The sequence below is a fragment of the Thalassospira profundimaris genome, assembly GCF_003326675.1.
In the GTDB taxonomy this organism is placed as follows: Bacteria; Pseudomonadota; Alphaproteobacteria; order Rhodospirillales; family Thalassospiraceae; genus Thalassospira; species Thalassospira aquimaris.
Genome location: NZ_JPWF01000008.1, coordinates 72,831 through 93,199, shown reverse-complemented (window position 1 = coordinate 93,199; position 20,369 = coordinate 72,831). Strand labels below are relative to the sequence as shown.

The window sequence follows — 20,369 nt, the reverse complement described above, 5'->3', positions numbered from 1 at the left end:
GCATAGATAATGCGTTGCCCGTTTTGCGGACATACTGACACGCAAGTCAAAGATTCCCGACCGACCGAAGAGCATCATGCCATTCGTCGTCGGCGGTTCTGCCCGGCTTGCGGATCGCGCTTCACGACGTTTGAACGTGTGCAGTTGCGTGAACTGATGGTGGTCAAAACGGACGGGCAACGCGAATTGTTCGACCGCGACAAGTTGGCGCGGTCGATCTTTCTTGCCTGTCGCAAGCGCCCGATTGAAGATGAGCGCGTTGAAAAGGCCCTGAATGGCATTCAGCGTCGTCTTGAAAGCAGTGGCGAAAGCGACATTTCAACCGATACCATTGGCGAAATGGTGATGGAGGCGCTCAATGCCCTCGATCAGGTCGCCTATGTGCGATACGCTTCGGTTTACAAGAATTTCCGCGAAGCACGCGATTTTGAGCAATTCGTGGAAAAAATGCATGACGGGGAAGAAGAGGCGGACGCAGAGTAATGGCACCCCCCGCGTTTAGCGAAGACGACCGGCATTTCATGCGGGTCGCATTGAGCCTGTCAAAACGCGGTTTGGGAAATGTCTGGCCAAACCCGTCAGTTGGCTGTGTCCTGGTATCCCCGGAAGGCGTCATCGTTGGTCGTGGTAATACCCGTCCCGGTGGTCGTCCCCATGCTGAACGTGTTGCCCTTGATATGGCCGGCGAACAGGCGCGTGGCGCAACTGCCTATGTTACCCTTGAACCTTGCAGTCATTTCGGAAAATCACCGCCCTGTGCCGCGGGCCTGATTGAAGCAGGTGTCGCACGCGTTGTCAGTGCCTTGACCGACCCGGATAATCGCGTCTCCGGGCGCGGGCACAAGATGCTTTCCGATGCCGGTATCAAGGTTGATGTTGGCCTGTTTTCTGATGAAGCCCGCAAGATTAACGAAGGTTTCCTGTCCCGCATTGAAAAGGGACGTCCATTCGTAGCTTTGAAACTTGCTTCGACCATGGATGCGCGATCTGCCACCAAATCGGGCGAAAGCCAATGGATCACCGGTTCTGCTGCGCGCGAAGAAGGCCATCTTTTGCGGGCCAGCCATGACGCCATTCTGGTGGGGGCTAAGACCGTTTTGGCGGATGATCCGACCTTGACCTGTCGTTTGCCTGGTCGCGGGCATCATTCGCCGGTGCGGGTTATTCTTGATCGTATTGGTGATGTTTCACCGTCCGCAAAACTGATCCTAAGTGCGGATGATGTTCCGACCTGGCTTGTCACCGCAGATAGCAAACTCATCGAACTATCGGAAAAATTTGAAAAAACTTCGGTAAAAGTGATCGCTGCCAGATGCGCGGGCGATCATTTGGACCTACATGACGTCATGCAAAAGCTTGGCGATGCTGGACTGACCAGGGTGCTGGTGGAGACGGGTGGTAACCTTGCTGCCGGACTGCTGAATGCGCAACTGGTTGACCGGATCATTCATTTCGTTGCCCCGTCCGTTCTGGGGGCGGAGGGCAAGGCAATGGTCGCAGAACTTGGCATCGAAAAGCTTTCAGATATGCCGCGATTTACCCGAACGTCTGTTCGTTCAGTCGGTGAAGATATCGCGGTAACTTATGATTTTAAAACGGAATAACGGCATGTTTACTGGCATCATTACCGATATTGCAACTGTTCGCGCCATTGAGAAAACCGGTGATACCCGGTTCGAGTTCACGACATCTTTTGATACGTCAAAGATCGTTCTGGGGGCGTCGATTGCATGTAACGGTGCCTGCATGACGGTAATCGAAACCGGTACAGACTGGTTTGCCATCGAGGCATCTGCCGAAAGCCTTGATCGCACGACCTTGGGTGATCTGTCGGTGGGTGCCAAGGTCAATCTCGAACAGGCAACCCGTGTGGGTGACGAGCTTGGGGGCCACATCGTATCTGGCCATGTTGACGGGGTTGCGACCCTGACCAAGCGCATTCCCGAAGGTGACTCGCTTCGTCTGACCTTTGAAGTACCCGAAGCTTTCGCAAAATATATCGCATCAAAGGGTTCAGTGACGCTTGAAGGCGTGTCTCTGACTGTTAACGAGGTTGACGGAAACAGTTTCGGTATCAATCTGATACCACATACGCAAACGCATACCACCCTTGGCGCGAAACAGCCGGGCGACCGCATCAATTTCGAAATCGATATGCTGGCGCGTTATGTTGCGCGGATGCTGGGTAAGGATTGATCAAAGATGCCAAATCAATATCTGTCACCGATTGAAGAAGTCATCGAAGAGGCCCGTAATGGCCGGATGTTCATTCTGGTCGATGATGAAGATCGCGAAAATGAAGGCGATCTTGTCATTCCGGCCCAGATGGCAACACCGGATGCCATCAACTTCATGGCAACCCATGGCCGTGGCTTGATATGCCTGACGCTGGAATCCGAGCGGTGTGACGAACTTGGCCTGACCATGATGAGTGCCCATAACGGTACCCGTCACGAGACCGCCTTTACGGTCTCGATCGAGGCAAAAACGGGTGTTACCACCGGCATTTCGGCCCCGGATCGTGCCCGCACAGTTGCGGTTGCCATCGATCCGACTGCCGGTCGTCATGATATCGTGACGCCAGGCCACGTATTTCCGCTGCGTGCGCGTGCGGGTGGTGTTCTGGTGCGTGCTGGTCATACCGAGGCATCGGTGGATATTGCACGCCTTGCCGGTTTGAATCCGTCCGGTGTGATTTGCGAAATCATGAGCGAAAATGGTGAAATGGCGCGGCTGCCGGAACTGGTGGAGTTCGCCAAGAAGCATAACCTGAAGATTGCACAAATCGCGGACCTGATCCGGTATCGTCGCAAGCACGAAAAGGTCGTGCAGCGTAAGGCGACGACGAAAATCCAAAGTGTGAATGGTGGCGAGTTTGACATGCATTTATATGTCAACAACATCACCTATGCCGAACATATCGCCCTTGTAAAAGGCGACATCAGTGATGCTGCACCGGTCCTGACCCGTGTTCATGCCCTGAATGTTCTTGAAGACGTGCTGGGCGATACGCAGATCGGGCATCAGGGACAATTGGCAGCTGCTATGCGCCAAATTGGTGAGGAGGGGCGTGGTGTGGTTGTTCTGATCCGTGAACCCCGGCCCAATACATTGTCGTCCGCTATCGCCAAGCTGATCGAACTTAATGGCGGGGATGGCGAATCCTTGCGTCAGGAAATTGCACAAGCAACCGGCGATGCGGATTTGCGCGACTATGGTGTCGGCGCACAAATCTTGCATGATCTGGGCATTCGCGACATGATTCTGCTTTCAAATACCAAACGCCACATTGTAGGACTTGACGGCTTCGGCCTAAATCTGGTTGATCAGCGTCCGCTTGTCGTCTCGGAGGAATAAAACCATGACCAATGCCCCCCACATTCTGATTGTGGATGCACCATATTACACGCATATCGTTGAAGACCTTGTCAAAGGTGCAGCAGCGACTCTGGAAGCCGGTGGTGCAACGTGGGACCGCATTTCGGTGTCTGGTGCCTTTGAGGTGCCGATTGCCATCCGTTATGCCGTCAAATCGATGGAAGAACTGGCAACGGGGCCGCGCTATGACGGATATCTTGCACTTGGTTGCGTTATCCGTGGCGAGACCACACACTATGATCACATCTGCGAAGAAGCCAACCGTGCCCTGATGCAGCTTTGCCTTGATTACAATCTTGCGATTGGTAACGGTATTCTGACCGTCGAGAATGAAGCACAGGCGCTGGCACGGGCCAAGGCGGACGAAAAGAACAAGGGTGGCGAAGCTGCCAATGCTGTTCTGCGTCAGATCGAAGTTCAAAACCATTTTGGAATACATCACAAGTAATGACCGATAAACCAAAGGCATCAGCCGCCCAGCGGCGTAGCGCAGCGCGCTTTGCCGCCATTCAGGCGCTTTATCAGGCCGAGCTGTCCCAGCTTCCGGCAAGTGATATCGTGCGCGAATATTCCGATTTCCGCCTTGATGGCGACGGTGGACGCGACCTTGATGTCAGTAATGAAGACCTGATCGATCCGGATCGCGGTTTCTTTGCTGATCTTGTGCAGGGCGTTGCTGCGCGCATGACCGATCTTGACGTATTGATCGATGGTGCGCTTGAAAAAGGCTGGACCACCAAACGTCTTGAAACGGTACTGCGCAGCATCCTGCGTGCAGGCACATATGAGTTGATGGCACGTGAAGACGTGCCGATGCGTGTGGTCATCACCGAATATGTCGACGCAGCTCACTCGTTCTTTGACGAGAATGAACCCAAGCTTGTTAACGCGGTGCTTGACCGCATTGGCAAGAACCTGCGCGCTGGTGAAGCCGGGCAGAACTGATATGGCAGCGCGATCGGGAGAATTTGATCTGATCGCGCGCCACTTTGCGCCCATTGCGCAACGGAATCCGGCCGCATTATCCCTAAAGGACGATGCGGCTGTTTTTTCATCTCCACCAGGTTCCGAAATTGTTGTCACCACCGATGCACTGGTGGCTGACGTCCATTTCCGAAATGTTGATAGCCCGGAAACTGTTGCGCAAAAGGTTCTGCGCGTAAACCTGTCCGATTTGGCGGCAATGGGGGCTGTTCCCGGCGGTGTGGTCCTGACCACCGGCTATAACCGTGATCTTTCAGAAGACTGGATTGCGTGCTTTGCCAAAAGCTTCGGCAAGGATTGCGAGGCCTTTGATGTCTCTTTGCTTGGTGGTGATACCGTCGGCACGCCGGGCCCAACATTTTTCAGCCTGACAGCATTTGGCTATGTACCGGCGGGCAGGGCCCTTCGGCGTGATTTCGCACGTCCGGGGGATGTTCTCGCCGTGACCGGGACTCTGGGCGATGCGGCACTTGGCTTGTCGGTTCTTGCCGGGGAATTGCAAACGCTTGATGCCGCGCACCGTGCGTTCCTTCAGGATCGCTACTGGGTGCCACAACCGCGCTTCGAGGTTAGCCAGGCTTGCATGGCGACAGGATCGCGGATTGCCGCCATGGATTTGTCCGATGGCCTTGCTGGAGATTGCCGCAAGATTTGCGACGCGTCACAGGTCGGGATGATTTTCTATCAGGATCAGATGCCGGTTTCGGACGCTGCGAACGCAGTTCTTGCCCAAAATTCCAGCCGTTGGACTCAGATTTTGGGGGGCGGTGACGATTACGAACTGCTGATTGCCGGGAGCAAGGATGATATCGCCGCACTTGGCAATCGGGTAACTGTAATTGGCGAAGTTACTGAGCGCATCGGTGAAGTGTTGATCCGGGGTCTGGATGGTAAAATGGCCGAACTCGCGTCTGGCGGGTTCGACCATTTCAAGGAATAATCAGCTAGTACGACAAGGCGGTCTATTTGCCTTCGCTGAAGCGGCCAAGGTTGCCAAACAGCTGTTGCAGGATCGTCATTTCACGACCGGCGGTCGGGGTGACGCGATCTGTCGGGATTACCGGTTTGCCGTCTTCAAGGTCATATTGGCTCAGAATTTCGACGCGGTTGGCTGCATCAAAGCTGATCAAAACAACTTTCTGCTGGACCGTTTCAGGTTCAAAGAAAGCCACAGTTTCGGTTGTTTTTGAAATATATAGCCAGACATTTTCATCAAAAGCTGCAACCGTTGAAGGCGAACCGAGAATGTCGGTGACATCACCCTTTGTCGATTCTCCGACCGTGATCTGTTCAAGCTGTTCTGGCTCTGGCGCATTGCCACGCGTTGCAATCCGAGGACTACATGCCGACACATAAATAACAGCCAATCCAGCCAGCATGATCAGGGGAATGCGGGTAATTTTGTTATGCATGAAGCTCACCAGAGCGACCCTCTTGTTGTAATCAAACCGGAATTGCCTTGAGTTTCTGCGCTAGGCGCATGATATTGCCGGGCAATGACCGGGGCAGAACCGCCCCGAATAAGATTTACGGCATTCTGCGTGCCATGACAGGAATGTCAACGAAGGAGTGTTACTGTTGTTTGGATGGCTTAAGAAAAAAGACCGCAAGCAAACTGCTGCCTTTGAACTTTACACCGCAATGGTAACCCAGGCACGCCAACCGGACTTTTACGCAAAACTGGGTGTTCCCGACACTTTGGAGGGGCGTTTCGACCTTATTTTGGTCCATGCGTTCGTTCTGTTCCGCCGTCTTAAGGCGGAAAATGGGGACAAGGATTTGGCGCAGGCCATCTTTGATGTGATGTTCGCCGACCTTGATCAGAACATGCGCGAAATGGGGATTGGCGATGTGGGAATCCTCAAAAGGATCCGCAAAATGTCTGAATCCTATCACGGTCGCATTGTTGCGTACGAAGAGGGTGTCCAGTCGGGGGCCGCAGAACTTGCTGCGGCGTTGAACCGCAACCTTTTTGCCGACACGACGGCAACCGATGAACAGCTTATGGCGATGGTCGGCTATGTAAATGATGCACTGGCAGTTCTGTCAAAACAGGCTATTTTAGATTTGCAGAATGGCAAGGTGCATTTTCCCAATGCCCCCAAATTGGCCGTTGCTGCCCCGCAATAGAAAGAAAGACCTGATGTCTGATACCTTCACTCCCGAATTTTCGCGCATCGTCAAAACCGATGAACAGGTAAGTGCGAAAGAAAAGCTGGTCATCGAAGCGACCGAAAGCGAACGCGCGGCATTGGCCAAGCGCTTCGAGCTGGTTTCTATCGACAGCCTTACGGCAGAACTCACCATCAGCACGGCGTCAAATGGCGAAGTGACTGTACGCGGTCCGATGAATGCCGAAATCGTACAGAATTGCGTCGCGACACTCGAACCTGTGCCGGAAGTGGTAGAGGACACTGTTGAAGTTCTGTTCTCACCCCATGTATCAGAAGACGACCTTCCGTCGAGCCCGGACGATCTTGAAGATTTGTCAGAAGAAGAATTGATGGCGTTGCTTGATCAGCCCGAGCCGCTTGTCGATGGCAAAATCGATTTGGGTGAAGTTGTTGCGCAGTTTTTGGCCGTTGCGATGAATCCGTATCCGCGCAAAGACGGTGCGGAGCTTTCGGCTGCGGTTAAAACCGAAGAAGAAGCTGCGGAAGAAAAACGTCCAAATCCGTTTGCGCAGCTCGCCGGTTTGAAAGAGCAGCTCGAAAAGAAAAAGTAACCATCTCTGATGGCTAACTGCTTGAAAATTAGGGTAAATGAATATGCCGGTTTTTACCGGCATTTCACTTTTAACAGGCACTATACCTATGGCAGCATAGGGAACGCGCCGTATATGAGGCTCGGCTTTACCTTGTAACTGGTCGAGAATTCCGGTAATTACGGGCGTTCCGGCCATAAAAAAGACAAAGCTTGGCCTGATGGCTAGGCCGCCGGATATCCGGTTCAGAAGTTTTAGAACAACCATAAGAGAATACGTTGCCTGAACAGGTTTGCATATCACTAGACGCGATGGGAGGAGACCACGCGCCAGAGATGGTCGTTGCAGGTGCTGAAATTGCACTTAAAAGGCTTCCCCATCTCAAGTTTCTGATGTTTGGTGATCAGGCGCGGCTTACGCCGCTGCTTGCGAAATATCCTGCATTGGAAGCCGTAAGCGAGGTTCGTCACGCCACGCAGGAAGTCTCGATGGAAGACAAACCTTCCGTCGCGCTGCGTCAGCGCCGTGATTCGAGCATGCGCCTTGCCATCAATGCTGTGAAAGAAGGGGACGCACAGGGCGTCGTCTCTGCCGGGAATACCGGTGCGCTGATGGCCATGGCCAAATTTGTATTGAAAACCGTTCGTGGTATCGACCGTCCGGCGATTGCGACCTATATGCCGACGCAGCGCGGCGAAACGGTCATGCTTGATCTCGGTGCGAATATCGAATGCGATGAGAACAATCTGGTGCAGTTTGCTCTGATGGGCGAGGTTTTCACCCGTATTCTGTTCGGGCTGGAAAGACCGTCTGTTGGGTTGCTCAATGTCGGCATTGAGGAACTTAAGGGCAACGAATCTGTTAAAAAGGCCGCTGCGATCCTGCGCGAGATCGATCTTCCGATCCGTTTCGAAGGGTTTGTTGAAGGCGACGACCTTGCCAAAGGAACCGTTGACGTCATCGTCACCGACGGCTTTACCGGTAATGTCGCACTTAAAACGGCCGAGGGGACTGCGCGTCTTCTAGTGCATTTTCTGCGCGAAACTTTCAAAAGTTCGTTCTTTGCCAAGGTTGGCTATCTTTTGGCCCGTCGTTCGCTTCAGCGTTTCCGTGATCGCATGGATCCGCGCCGTTATAACGGCGCGATGTTGCTGGGCCTGAACGGCATTGCCGTCAAAAGTCACGGCGGAACAGATGCGCTCGGTTTTTCCAACGCCATCGGGGTTTGCCATGATCTGATCGTGAACAAACTCAATGACAGCATCAAAAATGAACTCGCTGCTTTCGAGCAGGCCATGACCGGAATAGATATTCCCGACACTGAAGTCGCGGTTTCCATCGGTCGGGCAGACTGAGTAAATTCACCAAAACATCAAGATAACTGGCGGTCCCCAAATCATGACAGTTCGTTCTCGCATTATTGGTTGCGGCTCATACCTTCCTGCAAATGTTGTAACCAATGATGATCTGGCCAAACGCGTCGATACGTCTGATGAGTGGATCGTGGCACGTACCGGTATTCGTCAGCGTCACATTGCAGCAGATGACGAAACGACCAGTGATCTTGCCTATGAAGCTGCCGTCAAGGCGATGGAACATGCCGGCGTGACTGCCGAGGATATTGATCTGATCATCGTTGCCACGGCAACGCCGGACAATACCTTTCCGGCAACGGCAACCAAGGTTCAGAACCGTTTGAGCGTAAAAGGATTTGCCTTTGACGTTCAGGCCGTTTGCTCGGGCTTTGTTTACGCCCTTACGACTGCAGATATGTATATCCGCAATGGTCAGGCCAAAACCGCACTGGTGATTGGTGCAGAGACATTTTCACGTATTCTGGATTGGGAAGATCGCCGTACCTGCGTTCTTTTCGGTGACGGGGCTGGCGCGGTTGTTGTTCAGGCCGTCGAAGGCAAGGGTACGATTGACGATCAGGGCATTCTCGCAAGCCGCCTGCATTCAGATGGCAGCAAATATGAATTGCTGTATGTCGATGGCGGTCCGTCCCAGACCCAGACGGTGGGACATCTGCGTATGGAAGGCCAGGAAGTCTTCCGTCATGCCGTTACAAATCTTGCAAGTGTGATTCGCGAAGTTCTGGCGGATACAGGCATTGACGCGTCTGAAATTGACTGGCTTGTACCCCACCAGGCCAACCGCCGTATTCTTGATAGCACGGCGAAGAAATTTGGTATTTCGCCTGACAAGGTAGTTGTGACGGTTGATCGTCACGCCAATACGTCAGCTGCATCCATTCCGCTGGCCTTGTCCGAGGCAGTTCATGATGGCCGTATTCAGCGCGGCGATATCGTGATCCTCGAGGCAATGGGGGGTGGGTTTACCTGGGGCGCGTCGCTCGTCCGCTGGTAAAATCTGCGTTACGATGACTGCTTTGGGCGAGAAAAACACGGCAATTCCGTAAAAATCACAACATTCCGCCTTAAAGCAGTGTATCCTGTTGATATTGACTGATTTCGCCACCAGATATAGCCTTGTGTATAAAGTCCCGAAATAAGGAGGCGGCCTGATATGTCGGAAACAACGATTACCCGTGCGGATCTCGCAGAAGCCGTTTACCAGGAAGTAGGTCTGTCGCGGAATGAGTCCGCCCAGCTGCTGGAAACTGTTCTTGATGAAATTTCGACCGCGCTGATCAAGGACGAAGTGGTGAAGATTTCCTCGTTTGGAAGCTTCTCTGTACGTCAGAAAGGCCAGCGGATTGGACGGAACCCGAAAACGGGTGAAGAAGTACCTATTCTTCCGCGTAAGGTGCTTGTTTTCCGGCCGTCACAGGTTCTGAAAGCTCGAATTAACGCTTAAGAAAAGAACTCATGAAAACGAACTTGGGGGCTGAGGCGGGCACATCCCGCCGTTCAGCAAAGTCTGACTCTGCTTTTCGCACAATCAGCGAAGCGGCAAAGGAACTTGGTCTTCAGCAGCACGTGCTGCGGTTCTGGGAATCCAAATTTCCGCAGATCCAGCCGATGAAACGGGCAGGCGGGCGCCGTTACTACCGCCCGGAAGATATTGATTTCCTGTCCAACATTCGCTCCTTGCTGCATGATCAGGGCTTCACGATTAAAGGCGTGCAAAAGCTTCTTGATCAGAACAAGGGCAAGTTGCCGTCAGAAATCTCTGTCAGTGCTGCTGAGGTTGATCAGGCCGCATTTGCCTCCGACTCTTCAAGCAAGATGGTTGCCGAAGGGCATCCTGTATCCTTCGATAAATCAGCTTTGAAAAGCGTTCTGGATGAATTGCAGGAGCTTCAAGGCATCCTTCGGGTGAGCCTGCAAGAAGTCAAAAAAAATCCGTAAAAATCATTTGCGTCTTTGGCGTTGCGCCGCTATTTATCGAGCCGCGCCAAAGAGCGCAAATATACGGTCGGAGCGTGGCGCAGCCTGGTAGCGCACCTGCATGGGGTGCAGGGGGTCGGAGGTTCGAATCCTCTCGCTCCGACCAATATCTTCCCTGATAAATTTGCAGATGATGCTTTTACACTGATGTCGTGAACATCGGTGCAATGTCGCATTGTGATGTACTTGCTGGTATTACCGTGAAAAATGATCGGGCCTATTTGTCTGACATGCTTGCGGCTACTCTGCGGCCTTCATCTGTCAGTTTGCAGATCAGCCAGTCCGGTTTGACCGGGTTGTCAAACCACGGCGCGGCCCAGCCGTGTTCGATACAGCTGCGAACCGTTTTTTCACTGATTTGTTTGCCGTTGCCATCAAATAACGGCAACTTACCCCCTGGCTGACTAAGGCCGCGACGTAGCCATTCGAGCTGAACATCAGTGGGTTTCAAATGTTTTTTCCCCGTCATCGGTACTCCCCGCACCGTTATGATATGATTGGTGTCATAAACATTGTCGGGTTTCAGTGTGACGGATTATCAAGCATGGAGCAATCGCAATGACGGATAACGGATTTCAGAACAGTGAAATGTCGTTTCTTTATGTCACTGTTCCGGATATGGAAATCGCGCGGGTGATCGCAGGTGGGGCAATCCGTGAAAAGCTGGCTGCTTGCGCAAATGTCCTTCCGCCAATGACGGCCATTTACGAATGGAACGGGGATGTCGAGGAACAGAACGAACTGATCGTGATCCTTAAAACCGCAACGAAATCTGCCAGTGTTTTGGCAAAGTGGGTCGAAGATCATCATCCATATGACGTGCCCTGCATCCTTGAGCTTCCCTTGGGGCGGGGAAATCAGCCCTATGTATCCTGGTTGCAAGGCCAGTTGGGATCGTGATCACGGTTGATGTGATTGCATCGCACGCCATTGACCCCTAGGATGGCGCAAATTTTGATCCATTGAGTGAAGTGTCTTAATGAACCAGCTTACAAAAATGGCCCTTGAAATGGGGCCGTTGGTCCTGTTTTTTGCGGTTAATGCAACAACAAACCTGATGACGGCAACCGCTGTCTTTGTGGCAGCCACGATAGTCGCCCTGATCACGTCCTATGTCATTGCCCGGACCATTCCGGTCATGCCGTTGATTGGTGGCGTCTTCGTCATCGTGTTTGGCGGGTTGACGCTGTATCTCGATGATGAACTGTTCATCAAAATCAAGCCGACCATTGTTAACCTGTTGTTTGCTGCCATTCTGTTTGGTGGATTGATGGCCGGGAAGCTGTTTCTGAAGCTGGTTCTCGAAAGTGCATTCAAGGCAACAGACGAAGGCTGGCGCATTTTGACCTGGCGCTGGGCGTTCTTCTTTGTGTTCCTGGCGGTTGTGAATGAAATTGTCTGGCGCAATTTCTCGACCGACACATGGGTGGCCTTCAAAGTCTGGGGCATCATGCCGATTACCATGGTGTTTGGTATGGCCCAGGTTCCGGTTCTGATGAAACACCAGCTTCCGGAAGAAGAGGGCGGTTCAACAGCCTCCTGATCCGGTTACGGTTTTGAAATGCACAAATGACAAAGGGCAGGATTAAATTCCTGCCCTTTGAGTTTTCTGGCAAAACCGCCGCTTCTTAGCTGATTGGCAGCGCCACACTTACGGCCGCCTGTGCGGCAATGCCTTCTTCACGGCCGGTAAAGCCAAGACGCTCGGTCGTGGTTGCCTTGACGTTAACGCGATCAACTTCGATCTCGAGGATCTCGGCGACTTTTTCACGCATTGCCTGCGTGTGCGGGCCGATTTTCGGGCGTTCGCAAATCAGCGTCACATCGGCATTAACAATGCGGCCACCACGCTTGCGCACCAGGTCCGCCGCATGTTTCAGGAAGATGTCGGATGCCGCACCTTTCCATTGCATGTCGCTTGGCGGGAAATGCTGCCCGATATCGCCAGCCCCGATAGCGCCCAGAATGGCATCGGTCAGGGTGTGCAGGCCGACATCGGCATCTGAATGGCCTTCAAGTCGAGCTGAATGCGGTACTTTTACCCCGCAAAGAATGCAGTGATCGCCCGGTGCAAACCGGTGAACGTCAAAGCCGGTTCCGGCACGGTATTCTTCCTGCTGCATCGGGGAAACATCCTTGTTTGTGCAGTTAACCCAGTCCTGGGCGCGTCCGATATCGTCGCGCCGCGTAATCTTGTCGTTTGATGTGGTGCCTTCAACACAGATGACATCAATGCCCATGGCTTCAAGCAGGGCGGCATCATCCGTGAATTCCTGGCCTTCATATTTCAGATGCGCCTTCAGGATCGTTTTAAATACGAAGCCCTGTGGCGTTTGCGCCCGCTGCAATGTTTCGCGCGGAACGGTTTTTGTGATGATACCGGCATCTGTGGTTTGTTTGATGGTGTCGGTCACCGGCAAGGTTGGAATTGCACCGGAATGGCTTTCAAGCGCGCCAAGAACGTGTGCGATAACCTCGTCGGAGATTCCTGGGCGCGCGGCATCATGGATCAGAACAATATCTGGTTGCTGCGCTTCCAGTGCGCGTAAACCGTTCAATACAGACTGCTGACGGGTGACGCCACCGCAAACCGGTGCGGGCAGGGAATGTATGCCAATTTCTGTGATGGCATTATTATACCAGGCCTGATGATCGGGATTGTAGACCACCTGCACAAGGTGGGGCGAAGTGTGACGTGCAAAGCATTCAATACAGTGCCCCAACAGGGTTTTGCTGCCAAGCGTGTGATATTGTTTTGGTATTGGGTCGCCAAATCTGCTACCGCTGCCCGCAGCAACGATGACAACCCCGATTTTTTTGGTCATAAACATGATGCCATGGCTTGTCTGAATTGCGCCGCAGGCTATCTTTCTGCGAGGCCTTTGCCAAGTCGCCATTTGGCTTTTACGGGTTTATCTGCGTCTTACGACAGAAACGGACCATCACATGCTTGCTGCATATATTCATATTCTGGCTTTGTTACCGCTTACCGCGCAGATCATGCGTGCCGAGCCAAAGCGTGACATCTGGTTATATGGGGCAATTTGCCTTGCTGCGATCGGCACGATGATCGTGCTTGGTCTGACCGGCGAAGAAGTCCAGTCGCGCGGCTTTACTGCGGCATTGCACTGGTCGGAACTGACTGTGATCATGATTTTTGGTGGTCTTGTCATTTGCAAGGGCCCCCATCAAGTTTGGCGCCTTGCCGGATATATTGGTGGCTATCTGCTTTTGTTTGCTGTTTTGGCGGCTGTTTTTGGATTTTTCGGGCGCCATGTCCCGCCAACGGTTACGGGACCAGCGCTTTATTCCGGCTGGTTGTGGGCGCATATCGGCAGTTCACTTGTAACCTATGCGCTGGTGACGCTGGCGGCCATCGCTGCGATGGCCTATGTCGTACAGGAACATGCCCTTAAAAACCGCAAACCCACCCGTTGGAGCCGCCGTTTGCCGCCATTGCGTGACAGTGAATATATGCTGGTCGGGTTCCTGAAATGGTCGGCATGGGTTTTGATCATCGGGATCGTATCGGGATTTGCCCTGCGTTATGTCGAAGGCAACAGTCTGTGGGCCATTGATCACAAGATGCTGCTGACCCTGCTTGGTTTTGCGACAATTTGTGTTCTGATCTATATTCATGAAAGATCGACATTGCGCGGCCGCATGGCCGTTCGGTTCGTCTTGGGGGCCTGGTTGCTTTTGACTCTGGCATTCCCGGGTGTTCGACTGGTGTCGGGATATATTATCGGCTAGGTGCAGCTGAAACGGTCCGGAACATCATTTTCTGAACCTGTGATGCATAAATGCTAGTCACTTCGTTGTGCGAAATAGCGTAGCCAGATAGTGCTTTGGGAGCATTTGGCCGTATAACACAGCATATTTGCCGCGTAGTCGAACCAAAAGCACCATGATATTTTGCTCAATGCGCTTAGAGTTGTTGCAACGCGGGGCCAGTTTTATTAATCTGCCCAAGTTTTAGGCAACCGGATTATCTTCATGTCATTGCAGATCGGTTCTGTACATGTGCCAGAGAATGTCATTCTGGCACCAATGTCAGGTGTGACTGACCTTCCATTTCGTCAACAGGTGCGCCAGTTTGGCGGTCATCTTGTTGTGTCTGAAATGATTGCGTCAGATGCGATGACCCGCATCCAGCGGCATGAAAAAGAAGTCCGCAAGATGCATGGCGATTGCACAGCCGAAAGCCCGCTTTCTGTTCAGCTTGCCGGGACCGAACCCGAAGAAATGGCCGAAGCCGCCCGTATGAACGAAGCCCGCGGTGCGATGATCATCGACATCAATATGGGCTGTCCTGCCAAAAAGGTGACAAAGGGCTATGCCGGTTCGGCTTTGATGCGCGATGAAAAGCTGGCCGCGGATATCATCAAGGCAACCGTGGATGCCGTTTCAGTTCCTGTGACACTGAAAATGCGCCTTGGCTGGGACGATGATAATCGTAATGCGCCAACCCTTGCCAAAATTGCCGAAGAGCTCGGTATTCAGATGTTGACCATTCATGGTCGCACCCGCTGCCAATTCTATAAGGGCGATGCGGATTGGGATGCGATTTCCCTGGTCAAGGAAGCTGTTTCTATTCCGGTTATCGGCAATGGTGACGTAACCAGCGAAGAGGACGCCAAAGAGCTACTGCGCCGTTCTGGTGCGGATGGCGTCATGGTTGGTCGCGGTGCCTATGGGCGGCCGTGGTTTTTGGCGCAGGTCTCCCATTACTTGAAGACCGGCGAGAAGATTGCGGCACCAAGCCTTGATATTCAATTGCAGACGATCCTGCGCCATTATGATGCGATGATTGAGCATCACGGCCGTCAGGGCGTTCGGATTGCCCGCAAGCATCTTGCCTGGTACTGCAATAGCATGCGCAATGCGACTGAATTTCGTCGTGTTATCAATGTTCTGGATGATCCGAATGAAGTGAAAGATCAAATTCGGGCATTCTATGATCCGTTAATCGAAAACAAAATCAAATGTGATCAGGAAGCTGCCTGATCACTTCAATAACAATAATTTGACGATACAAAACTTAAGTCGTCGGGGAAAATTGAATGAGACTGGGATTTGGAAAAGGCAACGGGGTTGATCCGACCGGTGTGCTGAACGCAATTGCAAGTGCAGTTGTCGTGGCCAATCGGGATGGAAAAATCAGGTTCGTCAATCAGGCGACAGAACAGTTGTTCAACACCAGCGCCAGTGTCCTGTGCCGCAGTGATCTGAGTGACTTTATACCGTCTGACAGCCCGGTTTTTTCCCTGATCAAGCAGGCCATTGACGAGGCAACGCTTGTTGCCGACCACAATCTGCTGATTGAAAGCCCGAAAATTGGCAAGCATACGGTCAACCTGACCGTTGGCTCCATGCCTGATGACAGTGACTGTGCCGTACTGACTTTTGAGCCGCGCTCGATTGCCCAGAAAATTGACAATCAGCTTCTAAGCCGTAATTCGGCCCGTTCGGTCAGTGCTATGGCTGCGATCCTGGCACATGAAATCAAAAACCCGCTTTCGGGTATTCGCGGTGCGGCACAATTGCTTGAACAGACAAGTAATGAAGATGACCGGGTTCTGACCCGCCTGATCTGTGACGAGGCTGACCGGATTGTCGAGCTTGTCGACCGGATGGAGATTTTCTCCGACAAGCCGATGGAACGTGGCGCGGTTAATATCCATACAGTGCTGGAACATGTCCGCCGTCTTGCTGAAAACGGTTTTGCCAAGAACCTTGTCTTTGAGGAAATCTATGACCCGTCATTGCCGCCGGTATTTGGCAACCGTGATCAGCTGATCCAGGTGTTTCTCAATCTGGTTAAAAACGCTGGCGAGGCCGTCGATCCACAGGACGGGAAAATCACCATATCGACACGTTATCAGCATGGTATCCGTTTGGCCGTTGCCGGTGGGGATGCCCGTGTTCATTTGCCGCTTGTCGTGTCGGTGCGTGATAATGGTCCGGGCATTCCGCAGGATATGCGTGAAAGCCTGTTTGATCCGTTTGTTACGACGAAGCCGACTGGGTCTGGTCTTGGACTGGCTCTGGTCGCGAAAATCATTAATGACCATGGTGGCGTGATCGAAGTGAAAGATGTGCCGGGGGGCGGTGCAGAATTTCAGATCATGTTGCCGATCTATAATCGTGCGCTGGCCGAGGGGGCCAGTGAACAACCGATAATAATCAATAACAGGGAACACACCGCATGAGCACGAGCCCTGCACGAATTCTGGTCGCCGACGATGACCGCGCCATTCGGACTGTTCTGACGCAGGCATTGTCGCGTCAGGGACATGAAGTTCGCAGCACCGGTCATGGCCGTACCCTTTGGGACTGGATTGCCGATGGGGATGGCGATCTGGTGATTACCGATGTCATGATGCCCGATGAAAACGGGCTTGATATGGTACCGCGTATTCGCAAATTGCGTCCGGACCTGCGCGTGATTGTCATGAGTGCGCAAAACACTCTGATGACTGCGGTCAAGGCAGCACAGCGCGGTGCGTTCGAATATCTTCCAAAGCCGTTTGATCTTAACGAGTTGATGGCGATTGTTGACCGTGCACTTGAAACGCCGCAGGAAAGCCAGTCTGGCAAAACTGGCGATGAAGAGGGCGATGATCGTCTTCCGCTGATTGGTCGTTCGGCAGCGATGCAGGAAATCTATCGTGCCTTGGCGCGCCTGATGAACACCGATCTGACTGTTATGGTCACTGGTGAAAGTGGAACCGGTAAAGAGCTGGTTGCGCGTGCATTGCACGAATATGGCGGACGGCGCCATGGTCCGTTTGTTGCGATCAACATGGCCGCAATCCCGCGCGAATTGATCGAAAGCGAGCTGTTCGGTCACGAAAAAGGGGCCTTTACCGGTGCGAACGAACGTAAGGTCGGTCGCTTTGAGCAGGCCGAAGGCGGGACGCTGTTTCTCGATGAAATCGGCGATATGCCGCTTGAGGCGCAGACACGATTGCTGCGTGTTCTTCAGGAAGGGGAATATACCCGCGTTGGTGGTCGTACGCCGATCCGCGTCAATGTGCGTATCGTCGCGGCAACGCACCGTGACCTGCGCAAACTGATCCGCGAAGGCACATTCCGCGAAGATTTGTTCTATCGCCTAAATGTCGTGCCGATCCGTTTACCGTCCTTGCGCGAACGTCTTGAAGATATCCCGGAACTGGTCAATCACTTCCTGATGCAGGCAAGTGAGGAAGGTCTTCCGCGTAAAACACTGTCATCCGAGGCGATGGCGCGGCTTAAGGCGCACCGTTGGCCGGGTAACATCCGGGAACTTGAAAACATGGTGCGCCGCCTGACGGCACTTTATTCGCACGATGTGATTGGCGTTGATGTTATCGAGACAGAGTTTTCTGAAAACAATGTCAGCGAGGCAGCACCCAGTGCCGAACCGCAATCCTTGTCGGAATCGATTGAGCGCCATGTCCGCGAATATTTTGACGCGCACGAAGAAGACTTGCCATCCAATGGCCTCTATGACCGCATATTGCGTGAAATGGAACGTCCGCTTTTGAATGTGACACTTGAAGCAACCCGCGGAAATCAGGTCAAGGCGGCCGAAGTTCTTGGTCTGAACCGGAATACGCTCCGCAAAAAGATCCGTGATCTTGGGCTGGAAGTCGTCAGGGGCACGAAATGAACAACACGGACGGCTCGATCTCCAACAGGTTACTGAGATCGGGCCTCGTACGGTTTCTTGGACGGCTGGGGCAATCGCGTCGATTTGCGTTTGGTTTGGTTGCGGCGGCACTTGTTTCTGTAACCGCGACCTATCTCGCGATGACCGGGACAGCGCCGTTCCGTCCTGATCCGCGCTTGATTCTGCTGCTGCTGAATATTGATCTGGTGCTGGTGTTGCTTTTGGCAACGCTGGTTGCCCGCAAGCTGGTCCAGATCTGGGTCGAGCGTCGCCGCGGTGTTGCCGGTGCGAAGCTTCATACCCGTATGGTCCTGATGTTCTCGCTGGTGGCAGTGACGCCGGCTATTGTTGTGGCGGTGTTTTCAGCACTCTTCCTTCATTTCGGCATTCAGGGCTGGTTTAGCGACCGTATCCGTACCGCAGTTGAAGAAAGTATGGTCATTGCCGATGCCTATTTGAAAGAGCATCAGGAACTGATCCGGGCCGACGTTTTGGCAACAACCGCCGACCTTCAACGGTTCGGGGTAAACTTTTCGACCAATCCGGAACGTATTTCGAACATGTTGACCGATCAGGCACTGGCACGTGGACTGCCGGAAGTCATGATGATCGATGGATCGGGCCAAATCATTGCCCAATCGGAATACAGTTTTTCCTATGACACCGATCAGGCGTCAATTCCGCCAGAAGTATTTGATGAAGCGCGGGAAAAAGACGTCGTTCTGATGATCGGCAACAGTGACAACCGCATTCGCGCACTGGCAAAGATTCCAAGTTTCATTGATGCCTTCCTGCTGGTCGGGCGGTTTGTTGATCCCAATGTTCTGGATCGTATCGACAAGGCTCGCCGTGCTGTGGATGCCTATGAAAGCCTGGAAGGCGAGCGTTCAGGCATTGTCATCACTTTTGTCATGATCTTTGTCCTGATTTCGGTTGTCTTGTTGCTGGCAGCCGTGACGCTTGGCTTGATGGTGGCGACGCGCCTGGTTCAGCCGGTTTCCGAACTGATCACCGGGGCCGAGCGCGTCCGCGATGGTGATTTGTCGTTTCGCGTGCCGCTTGACGGGCAGGGTGACGAGCTTGAAGCACTAAGTCGTGCCTTTAACCGTATGACTGCGCAGCTTGAAACGCAGCGTAGCGAACTGATTGCTGCCAACCGTCTGATTGATGAACGCCGCCGCTTTACCGAGGCCATTCTGGGCGGGGTGACCGCCGGGGTGATCGGTCTTGACCCGGATCGTAATATTGATCTGCCAAACCGCAGTGCATCTGATCTGCTTGCAGTGGATCTTGATGGTTATCTGGGGCAGGAACTGACGTCTGTTATTCCGGAATTTGCGCCGCTCTTTGACGACTTCAACCGGGATGGTGATCGCAGCAAACCGCGCCAGATCGAAATTCGCCGCGATGGCGTCAATTTGACATTGCTGGCACGTGTGACGGCGGAATGGGCCGATGACGGGACGGTGTTTGGATATGTCGTGACGTTTGATGACGTGACCGAACTGCAAACCGCACAACGTATGGCTGCCTGGGCCGATGTGGCGCGTCGTATTGCCCATGAAATCAAAAACCCGCTCACTCCGATCCAGCTTTCTGCCGAACGTCTGAAACGGCGCTACCTTAAGCAGATCGAAGACGATCAGGATGTCTTCAAGACCTGTACGGATACGATTATTCGTCAGGTGTCCGATATCGGGCGCATGGTTGACGAGTTTTCAAGCTTTGCCCGAATGCCATCGCCCAAGATGCGTATGGAAAATATCAGCGAGCTGGTGAAAAGTGCGGTGTTCCTGCAAAAGCAGGCACATAGCAACGTTACCTATGATTTTGATCGAACCGGCATCGAAGATTTGCAGATTTCATGTGATGCCCATCAGGTCAATCAATGCCTGATCAACACCTTGAAAAATGCGGCCGAGGCCATCGAAGGGCGGGAAAAGCCGGAAGAGGGTGAATTACCGCGGGGGCGGATCGAAATTTCGATTACGATTTCACCAAATAATCAGCGTGTGTTTGTTGCTGTTTCTGATAACGGCAAAGGTCTTCCGGCCGAACATCGTGAAAGATTGACCGAGCCCTATGTCACCACCAGATCCAAGGGAACGGGACTTGGTTTGGCGATCGTCAAGAAAATCATGGAAGACCATGGCGGAGAGCTTATACTCTCTGACGGCGTTGAAAGCGGGGCGACCATTACGCTATCTTTCCCGCAAGCGACAGACGCCGATATTGAAAAAGGGGCGCTGCGCGCTCAATCCTCAGGCAATTGATTAAGTTGCCAAAATCGTAA

At 52.9% G+C, this 20,369-nt stretch carries 23 protein-coding genes and 1 tRNA gene; 21 read left to right on the top strand and 3 right to left on the bottom strand.

All coding sequences use genetic code 11. From position 1 onward, the window contains the following. The first annotated feature begins 9 nt into the window (after positions 1 to 9). From nrdR to thiL, 7 genes are read left to right on the top strand one after another with little or no spacing between them, the layout of a single operon-like run. Complete coding sequence (gene nrdR, locus TH19_RS13180; protein WP_008891109.1) at positions 10 to 483, top strand: transcriptional regulator NrdR; 474 nt, start codon at positions 10 to 12, stop codon at positions 481 to 483. Continuing rightward, positions 483 to 1,604, top strand: coding sequence for a bifunctional diaminohydroxyphosphoribosylaminopyrimidine deaminase/5-amino-6-(5-phosphoribosylamino)uracil reductase RibD (gene ribD / locus TH19_RS13175; RefSeq protein WP_114102823.1), 1,122 nt, complete (start codon positions 483 to 485; stop codon positions 1,602 to 1,604). The genes nrdR and ribD overlap by 1 nt, the downstream gene beginning before the upstream one ends. 4 nt (positions 1,605 to 1,608) lie before the next feature. After that, positions 1,609 to 2,196 (top strand): riboflavin synthase, encoded by a 588-nt coding sequence (locus tag TH19_RS13170; protein WP_114102822.1) that lies wholly within the window; start codon positions 1,609 to 1,611, stop codon positions 2,194 to 2,196. A 6-nt stretch (positions 2,197 to 2,202) separates the two neighbouring features. Further along, positions 2,203 to 3,357, top strand: a complete 1,155-nt coding sequence (ribB, locus tag TH19_RS13165; RefSeq protein ID WP_114102821.1) for a 3,4-dihydroxy-2-butanone-4-phosphate synthase — start codon at positions 2,203 to 2,205, stop codon at positions 3,355 to 3,357. Positions 3,358 to 3,361: 4 nt separating this feature from the next. Then, entirely contained in the window at positions 3,362 to 3,826 is a 465-nt protein-coding gene (gene ribH, locus TH19_RS13160) for a 6,7-dimethyl-8-ribityllumazine synthase (protein WP_114102820.1), read from the top strand. Continuing rightward, a complete protein-coding gene (gene nusB, locus TH19_RS13155; RefSeq protein WP_114102819.1) occupies positions 3,826 to 4,323 on the top strand; it encodes a transcription antitermination factor NusB in 498 nt (165 codons plus the stop codon). The genes ribH and nusB overlap by 1 nt, the downstream gene beginning before the upstream one ends. Position 4,324: 1 nt before the next feature. Further along, on the top strand, positions 4,325 to 5,302 hold the full coding sequence (thiL, locus tag TH19_RS13150; protein WP_114102818.1) for a thiamine-phosphate kinase: 978 nt from the start codon (positions 4,325 to 4,327) through the stop codon (positions 5,300 to 5,302). A 22-nt stretch (positions 5,303 to 5,324) separates the two neighbouring features. Here thiL and TH19_RS13145 read toward each other — a convergent pair whose 3' ends face one another. Beyond that, the gene (locus TH19_RS13145) at positions 5,325 to 5,774 is read right to left on the bottom strand and encodes an outer membrane protein assembly factor BamE (RefSeq protein ID WP_114102817.1); all 450 of its coding nucleotides are present in this window, start codon (positions 5,772 to 5,774) and stop codon (positions 5,325 to 5,327) included. 157 nt (positions 5,775 to 5,931) lie between these two features. On the opposite strand from TH19_RS13145, the gene TH19_RS13140 reads away from it, so the two are divergent. The 7 genes from TH19_RS13140 to TH19_RS13110 all read left to right on the top strand — a co-directional run bounded on the left by TH19_RS13140 (position 5,932) and on the right by TH19_RS13110 (position 10,525). Continuing rightward, on the top strand, positions 5,932 to 6,492 hold the full coding sequence (locus tag TH19_RS13140) for a ubiquinol-cytochrome C chaperone family protein (protein WP_258547954.1): 561 nt from the start codon (positions 5,932 to 5,934) through the stop codon (positions 6,490 to 6,492). Between the two features lie 13 nt (positions 6,493 to 6,505). Further along, on the top strand, positions 6,506 to 7,087 hold the full coding sequence (locus tag TH19_RS13135; RefSeq protein ID WP_114102816.1) for a YceD family protein: 582 nt from the start codon (positions 6,506 to 6,508) through the stop codon (positions 7,085 to 7,087). Between the two features lie 257 nt (positions 7,088 to 7,344). Continuing rightward, positions 7,345 to 8,421, top strand: a complete 1,077-nt coding sequence (plsX, locus tag TH19_RS13130) for a phosphate acyltransferase PlsX (protein WP_114102815.1) — start codon at positions 7,345 to 7,347, stop codon at positions 8,419 to 8,421. A 43-nt stretch (positions 8,422 to 8,464) separates the two neighbouring features. Continuing rightward, entirely contained in the window at positions 8,465 to 9,436 is a 972-nt protein-coding gene (locus tag TH19_RS13125; RefSeq protein WP_114102814.1) for a beta-ketoacyl-ACP synthase III, read from the top strand. 159 nt (positions 9,437 to 9,595) lie between these two features. Further along, positions 9,596 to 9,886, top strand: a complete 291-nt coding sequence (locus TH19_RS13120; RefSeq protein ID WP_033069712.1) for an integration host factor subunit alpha — start codon at positions 9,596 to 9,598, stop codon at positions 9,884 to 9,886. 11 nt (positions 9,887 to 9,897) lie between these two features. Continuing rightward, on the top strand, positions 9,898 to 10,380 hold the full coding sequence (locus TH19_RS13115) for a MerR family transcriptional regulator (protein WP_114102813.1): 483 nt from the start codon (positions 9,898 to 9,900) through the stop codon (positions 10,378 to 10,380). 68 nt (positions 10,381 to 10,448) lie between these two features. Beyond that, a tRNA-Pro gene (locus TH19_RS13110) sits at positions 10,449 to 10,525 on the top strand. Between the two features lie 111 nt (positions 10,526 to 10,636). Here TH19_RS13110 and TH19_RS13105 read toward each other — a convergent pair. Further along, a complete protein-coding gene (locus tag TH19_RS13105) occupies positions 10,637 to 10,888 on the bottom strand; it encodes a hypothetical protein (protein WP_114102812.1) in 252 nt (83 codons plus the stop codon). A gap of 89 nt (positions 10,889 to 10,977) precedes the next feature. Here TH19_RS13105 and cutA point away from each other — a divergent pair, with 89 nt between their 5' ends. Next, complete coding sequence (gene cutA / locus TH19_RS13100; protein ID WP_114102811.1) at positions 10,978 to 11,319, top strand: divalent-cation tolerance protein CutA; 342 nt, start codon at positions 10,978 to 10,980, stop codon at positions 11,317 to 11,319. Positions 11,320 to 11,398: 79 nt separating this feature from the next. Beyond that, positions 11,399 to 11,962 (top strand): septation protein A, encoded by a 564-nt coding sequence (locus TH19_RS13095; RefSeq protein ID WP_114102810.1) that lies wholly within the window; start codon positions 11,399 to 11,401, stop codon positions 11,960 to 11,962. A gap of 85 nt (positions 11,963 to 12,047) precedes the next feature. Here the strand turns inward: TH19_RS13095 and TH19_RS13090 are convergent, their stop codons facing one another. Then, positions 12,048 to 13,244 carry a bifunctional 2-C-methyl-D-erythritol 4-phosphate cytidylyltransferase/2-C-methyl-D-erythritol 2,4-cyclodiphosphate synthase gene (locus tag TH19_RS13090; RefSeq protein WP_181846409.1) on the bottom strand — a complete coding sequence of 399 codons (1,197 nt, stop codon included), beginning with the start codon at positions 13,242 to 13,244 and terminating at the stop codon, positions 12,048 to 12,050. 121 nt (positions 13,245 to 13,365) lie between these two features. Here TH19_RS13090 and ccsA point away from each other — a divergent pair, with 121 nt between their 5' ends. The 5 genes from ccsA to TH19_RS13065 all read left to right on the top strand — a co-directional run bounded on the left by ccsA (position 13,366) and on the right by TH19_RS13065 (position 20,349). Further along, positions 13,366 to 14,172 (top strand): cytochrome c biogenesis protein CcsA, encoded by an 807-nt coding sequence (gene ccsA, locus TH19_RS13085; RefSeq protein ID WP_114102808.1) that lies wholly within the window; start codon positions 13,366 to 13,368, stop codon positions 14,170 to 14,172. A 243-nt stretch (positions 14,173 to 14,415) separates the two neighbouring features. Next, positions 14,416 to 15,426, top strand: a complete 1,011-nt coding sequence (gene dusB, locus TH19_RS13080) for a tRNA dihydrouridine synthase DusB (protein ID WP_114102807.1) — start codon at positions 14,416 to 14,418, stop codon at positions 15,424 to 15,426. A 56-nt stretch (positions 15,427 to 15,482) separates the two neighbouring features. After that, positions 15,483 to 16,631, top strand: a complete 1,149-nt coding sequence (locus tag TH19_RS13075; RefSeq protein ID WP_114102806.1) for a two-component system sensor histidine kinase NtrB — start codon at positions 15,483 to 15,485, stop codon at positions 16,629 to 16,631. Continuing rightward, positions 16,628 to 18,076, top strand: a complete 1,449-nt coding sequence (gene ntrC / locus TH19_RS13070; RefSeq protein ID WP_114102805.1) for a nitrogen regulation protein NR(I) — start codon at positions 16,628 to 16,630, stop codon at positions 18,074 to 18,076. Before TH19_RS13075 ends, ntrC begins: the two co-directional genes overlap by 4 nt. Beyond that, positions 18,073 to 20,349: a sensor histidine kinase NtrY-like gene (locus TH19_RS13065; protein WP_114102804.1), complete on the top strand. Its 2,277-nt coding sequence runs from the start codon at positions 18,073 to 18,075 to the stop codon at positions 20,347 to 20,349. Before ntrC ends, TH19_RS13065 begins: the two co-directional genes overlap by 4 nt. Positions 20,350 to 20,369 lie beyond the last annotated feature (20 nt).

What these genes read in the sequence shown, in the direction of transcription:
- TH19_RS13145 (WP_114102817.1), bottom strand. Translation starts at nt 5,774, where the DNA reads ATGCATAACAAAATTACCCGCATTCCCCTGATCATGCTGGCTGGATTG.
- TH19_RS13075 (WP_114102806.1), top strand. Translation starts at nt 15,483, where the DNA reads ATGAGACTGGGATTTGGAAAAGGCAACGGGGTTGATCCGACCGGTGTG.
- TH19_RS13095 (WP_114102810.1), top strand. Translation starts at nt 11,399, where the DNA reads ATGAACCAGCTTACAAAAATGGCCCTTGAAATGGGGCCGTTGGTCCTG.
- ribD (WP_114102823.1), top strand. Translation starts at nt 483, where the DNA reads ATGGCACCCCCCGCGTTTAGCGAAGACGACCGGCATTTCATGCGGGTC.
- cutA (WP_114102811.1), top strand. Translation starts at nt 10,978, where the DNA reads ATGACGGATAACGGATTTCAGAACAGTGAAATGTCGTTTCTTTATGTC.
- TH19_RS13090 (WP_181846409.1), bottom strand. Translation starts at nt 13,244, where the DNA reads ATGACCAAAAAAATCGGGGTTGTCATCGTTGCTGCGGGCAGCGGTAGC.
- ntrC (WP_114102805.1), top strand. Translation starts at nt 16,628, where the DNA reads ATGAGCACGAGCCCTGCACGAATTCTGGTCGCCGACGATGACCGCGCC.
- thiL (WP_114102818.1), top strand. Translation starts at nt 4,325, where the DNA reads ATGGCAGCGCGATCGGGAGAATTTGATCTGATCGCGCGCCACTTTGCG.
- TH19_RS13115 (WP_114102813.1), top strand. Translation starts at nt 9,898, where the DNA reads ATGAAAACGAACTTGGGGGCTGAGGCGGGCACATCCCGCCGTTCAGCA.
- ribH (WP_114102820.1), top strand. Translation starts at nt 3,362, where the DNA reads ATGACCAATGCCCCCCACATTCTGATTGTGGATGCACCATATTACACG.
- TH19_RS13135 (WP_114102816.1), top strand. Translation starts at nt 6,506, where the DNA reads ATGTCTGATACCTTCACTCCCGAATTTTCGCGCATCGTCAAAACCGAT.
- dusB (WP_114102807.1), top strand. Translation starts at nt 14,416, where the DNA reads ATGTCATTGCAGATCGGTTCTGTACATGTGCCAGAGAATGTCATTCTG.
- TH19_RS13105 (WP_114102812.1), bottom strand. Translation starts at nt 10,888, where the DNA reads ATGACGGGGAAAAAACATTTGAAACCCACTGATGTTCAGCTCGAATGG.
- ccsA (WP_114102808.1), top strand. Translation starts at nt 13,366, where the DNA reads ATGCTTGCTGCATATATTCATATTCTGGCTTTGTTACCGCTTACCGCG.
- nrdR (WP_008891109.1), top strand. Translation starts at nt 10, where the DNA reads ATGCGTTGCCCGTTTTGCGGACATACTGACACGCAAGTCAAAGATTCC.
- TH19_RS13125 (WP_114102814.1), top strand. Translation starts at nt 8,465, where the DNA reads ATGACAGTTCGTTCTCGCATTATTGGTTGCGGCTCATACCTTCCTGCA.
- TH19_RS13065 (WP_114102804.1), top strand. Translation starts at nt 18,073, where the DNA reads ATGAACAACACGGACGGCTCGATCTCCAACAGGTTACTGAGATCGGGC.
- ribB (WP_114102821.1), top strand. Translation starts at nt 2,203, where the DNA reads ATGCCAAATCAATATCTGTCACCGATTGAAGAAGTCATCGAAGAGGCC.
- nusB (WP_114102819.1), top strand. Translation starts at nt 3,826, where the DNA reads ATGACCGATAAACCAAAGGCATCAGCCGCCCAGCGGCGTAGCGCAGCG.
- TH19_RS13170 (WP_114102822.1), top strand. Translation starts at nt 1,609, where the DNA reads ATGTTTACTGGCATCATTACCGATATTGCAACTGTTCGCGCCATTGAG.
- TH19_RS13120 (WP_033069712.1), top strand. Translation starts at nt 9,596, where the DNA reads ATGTCGGAAACAACGATTACCCGTGCGGATCTCGCAGAAGCCGTTTAC.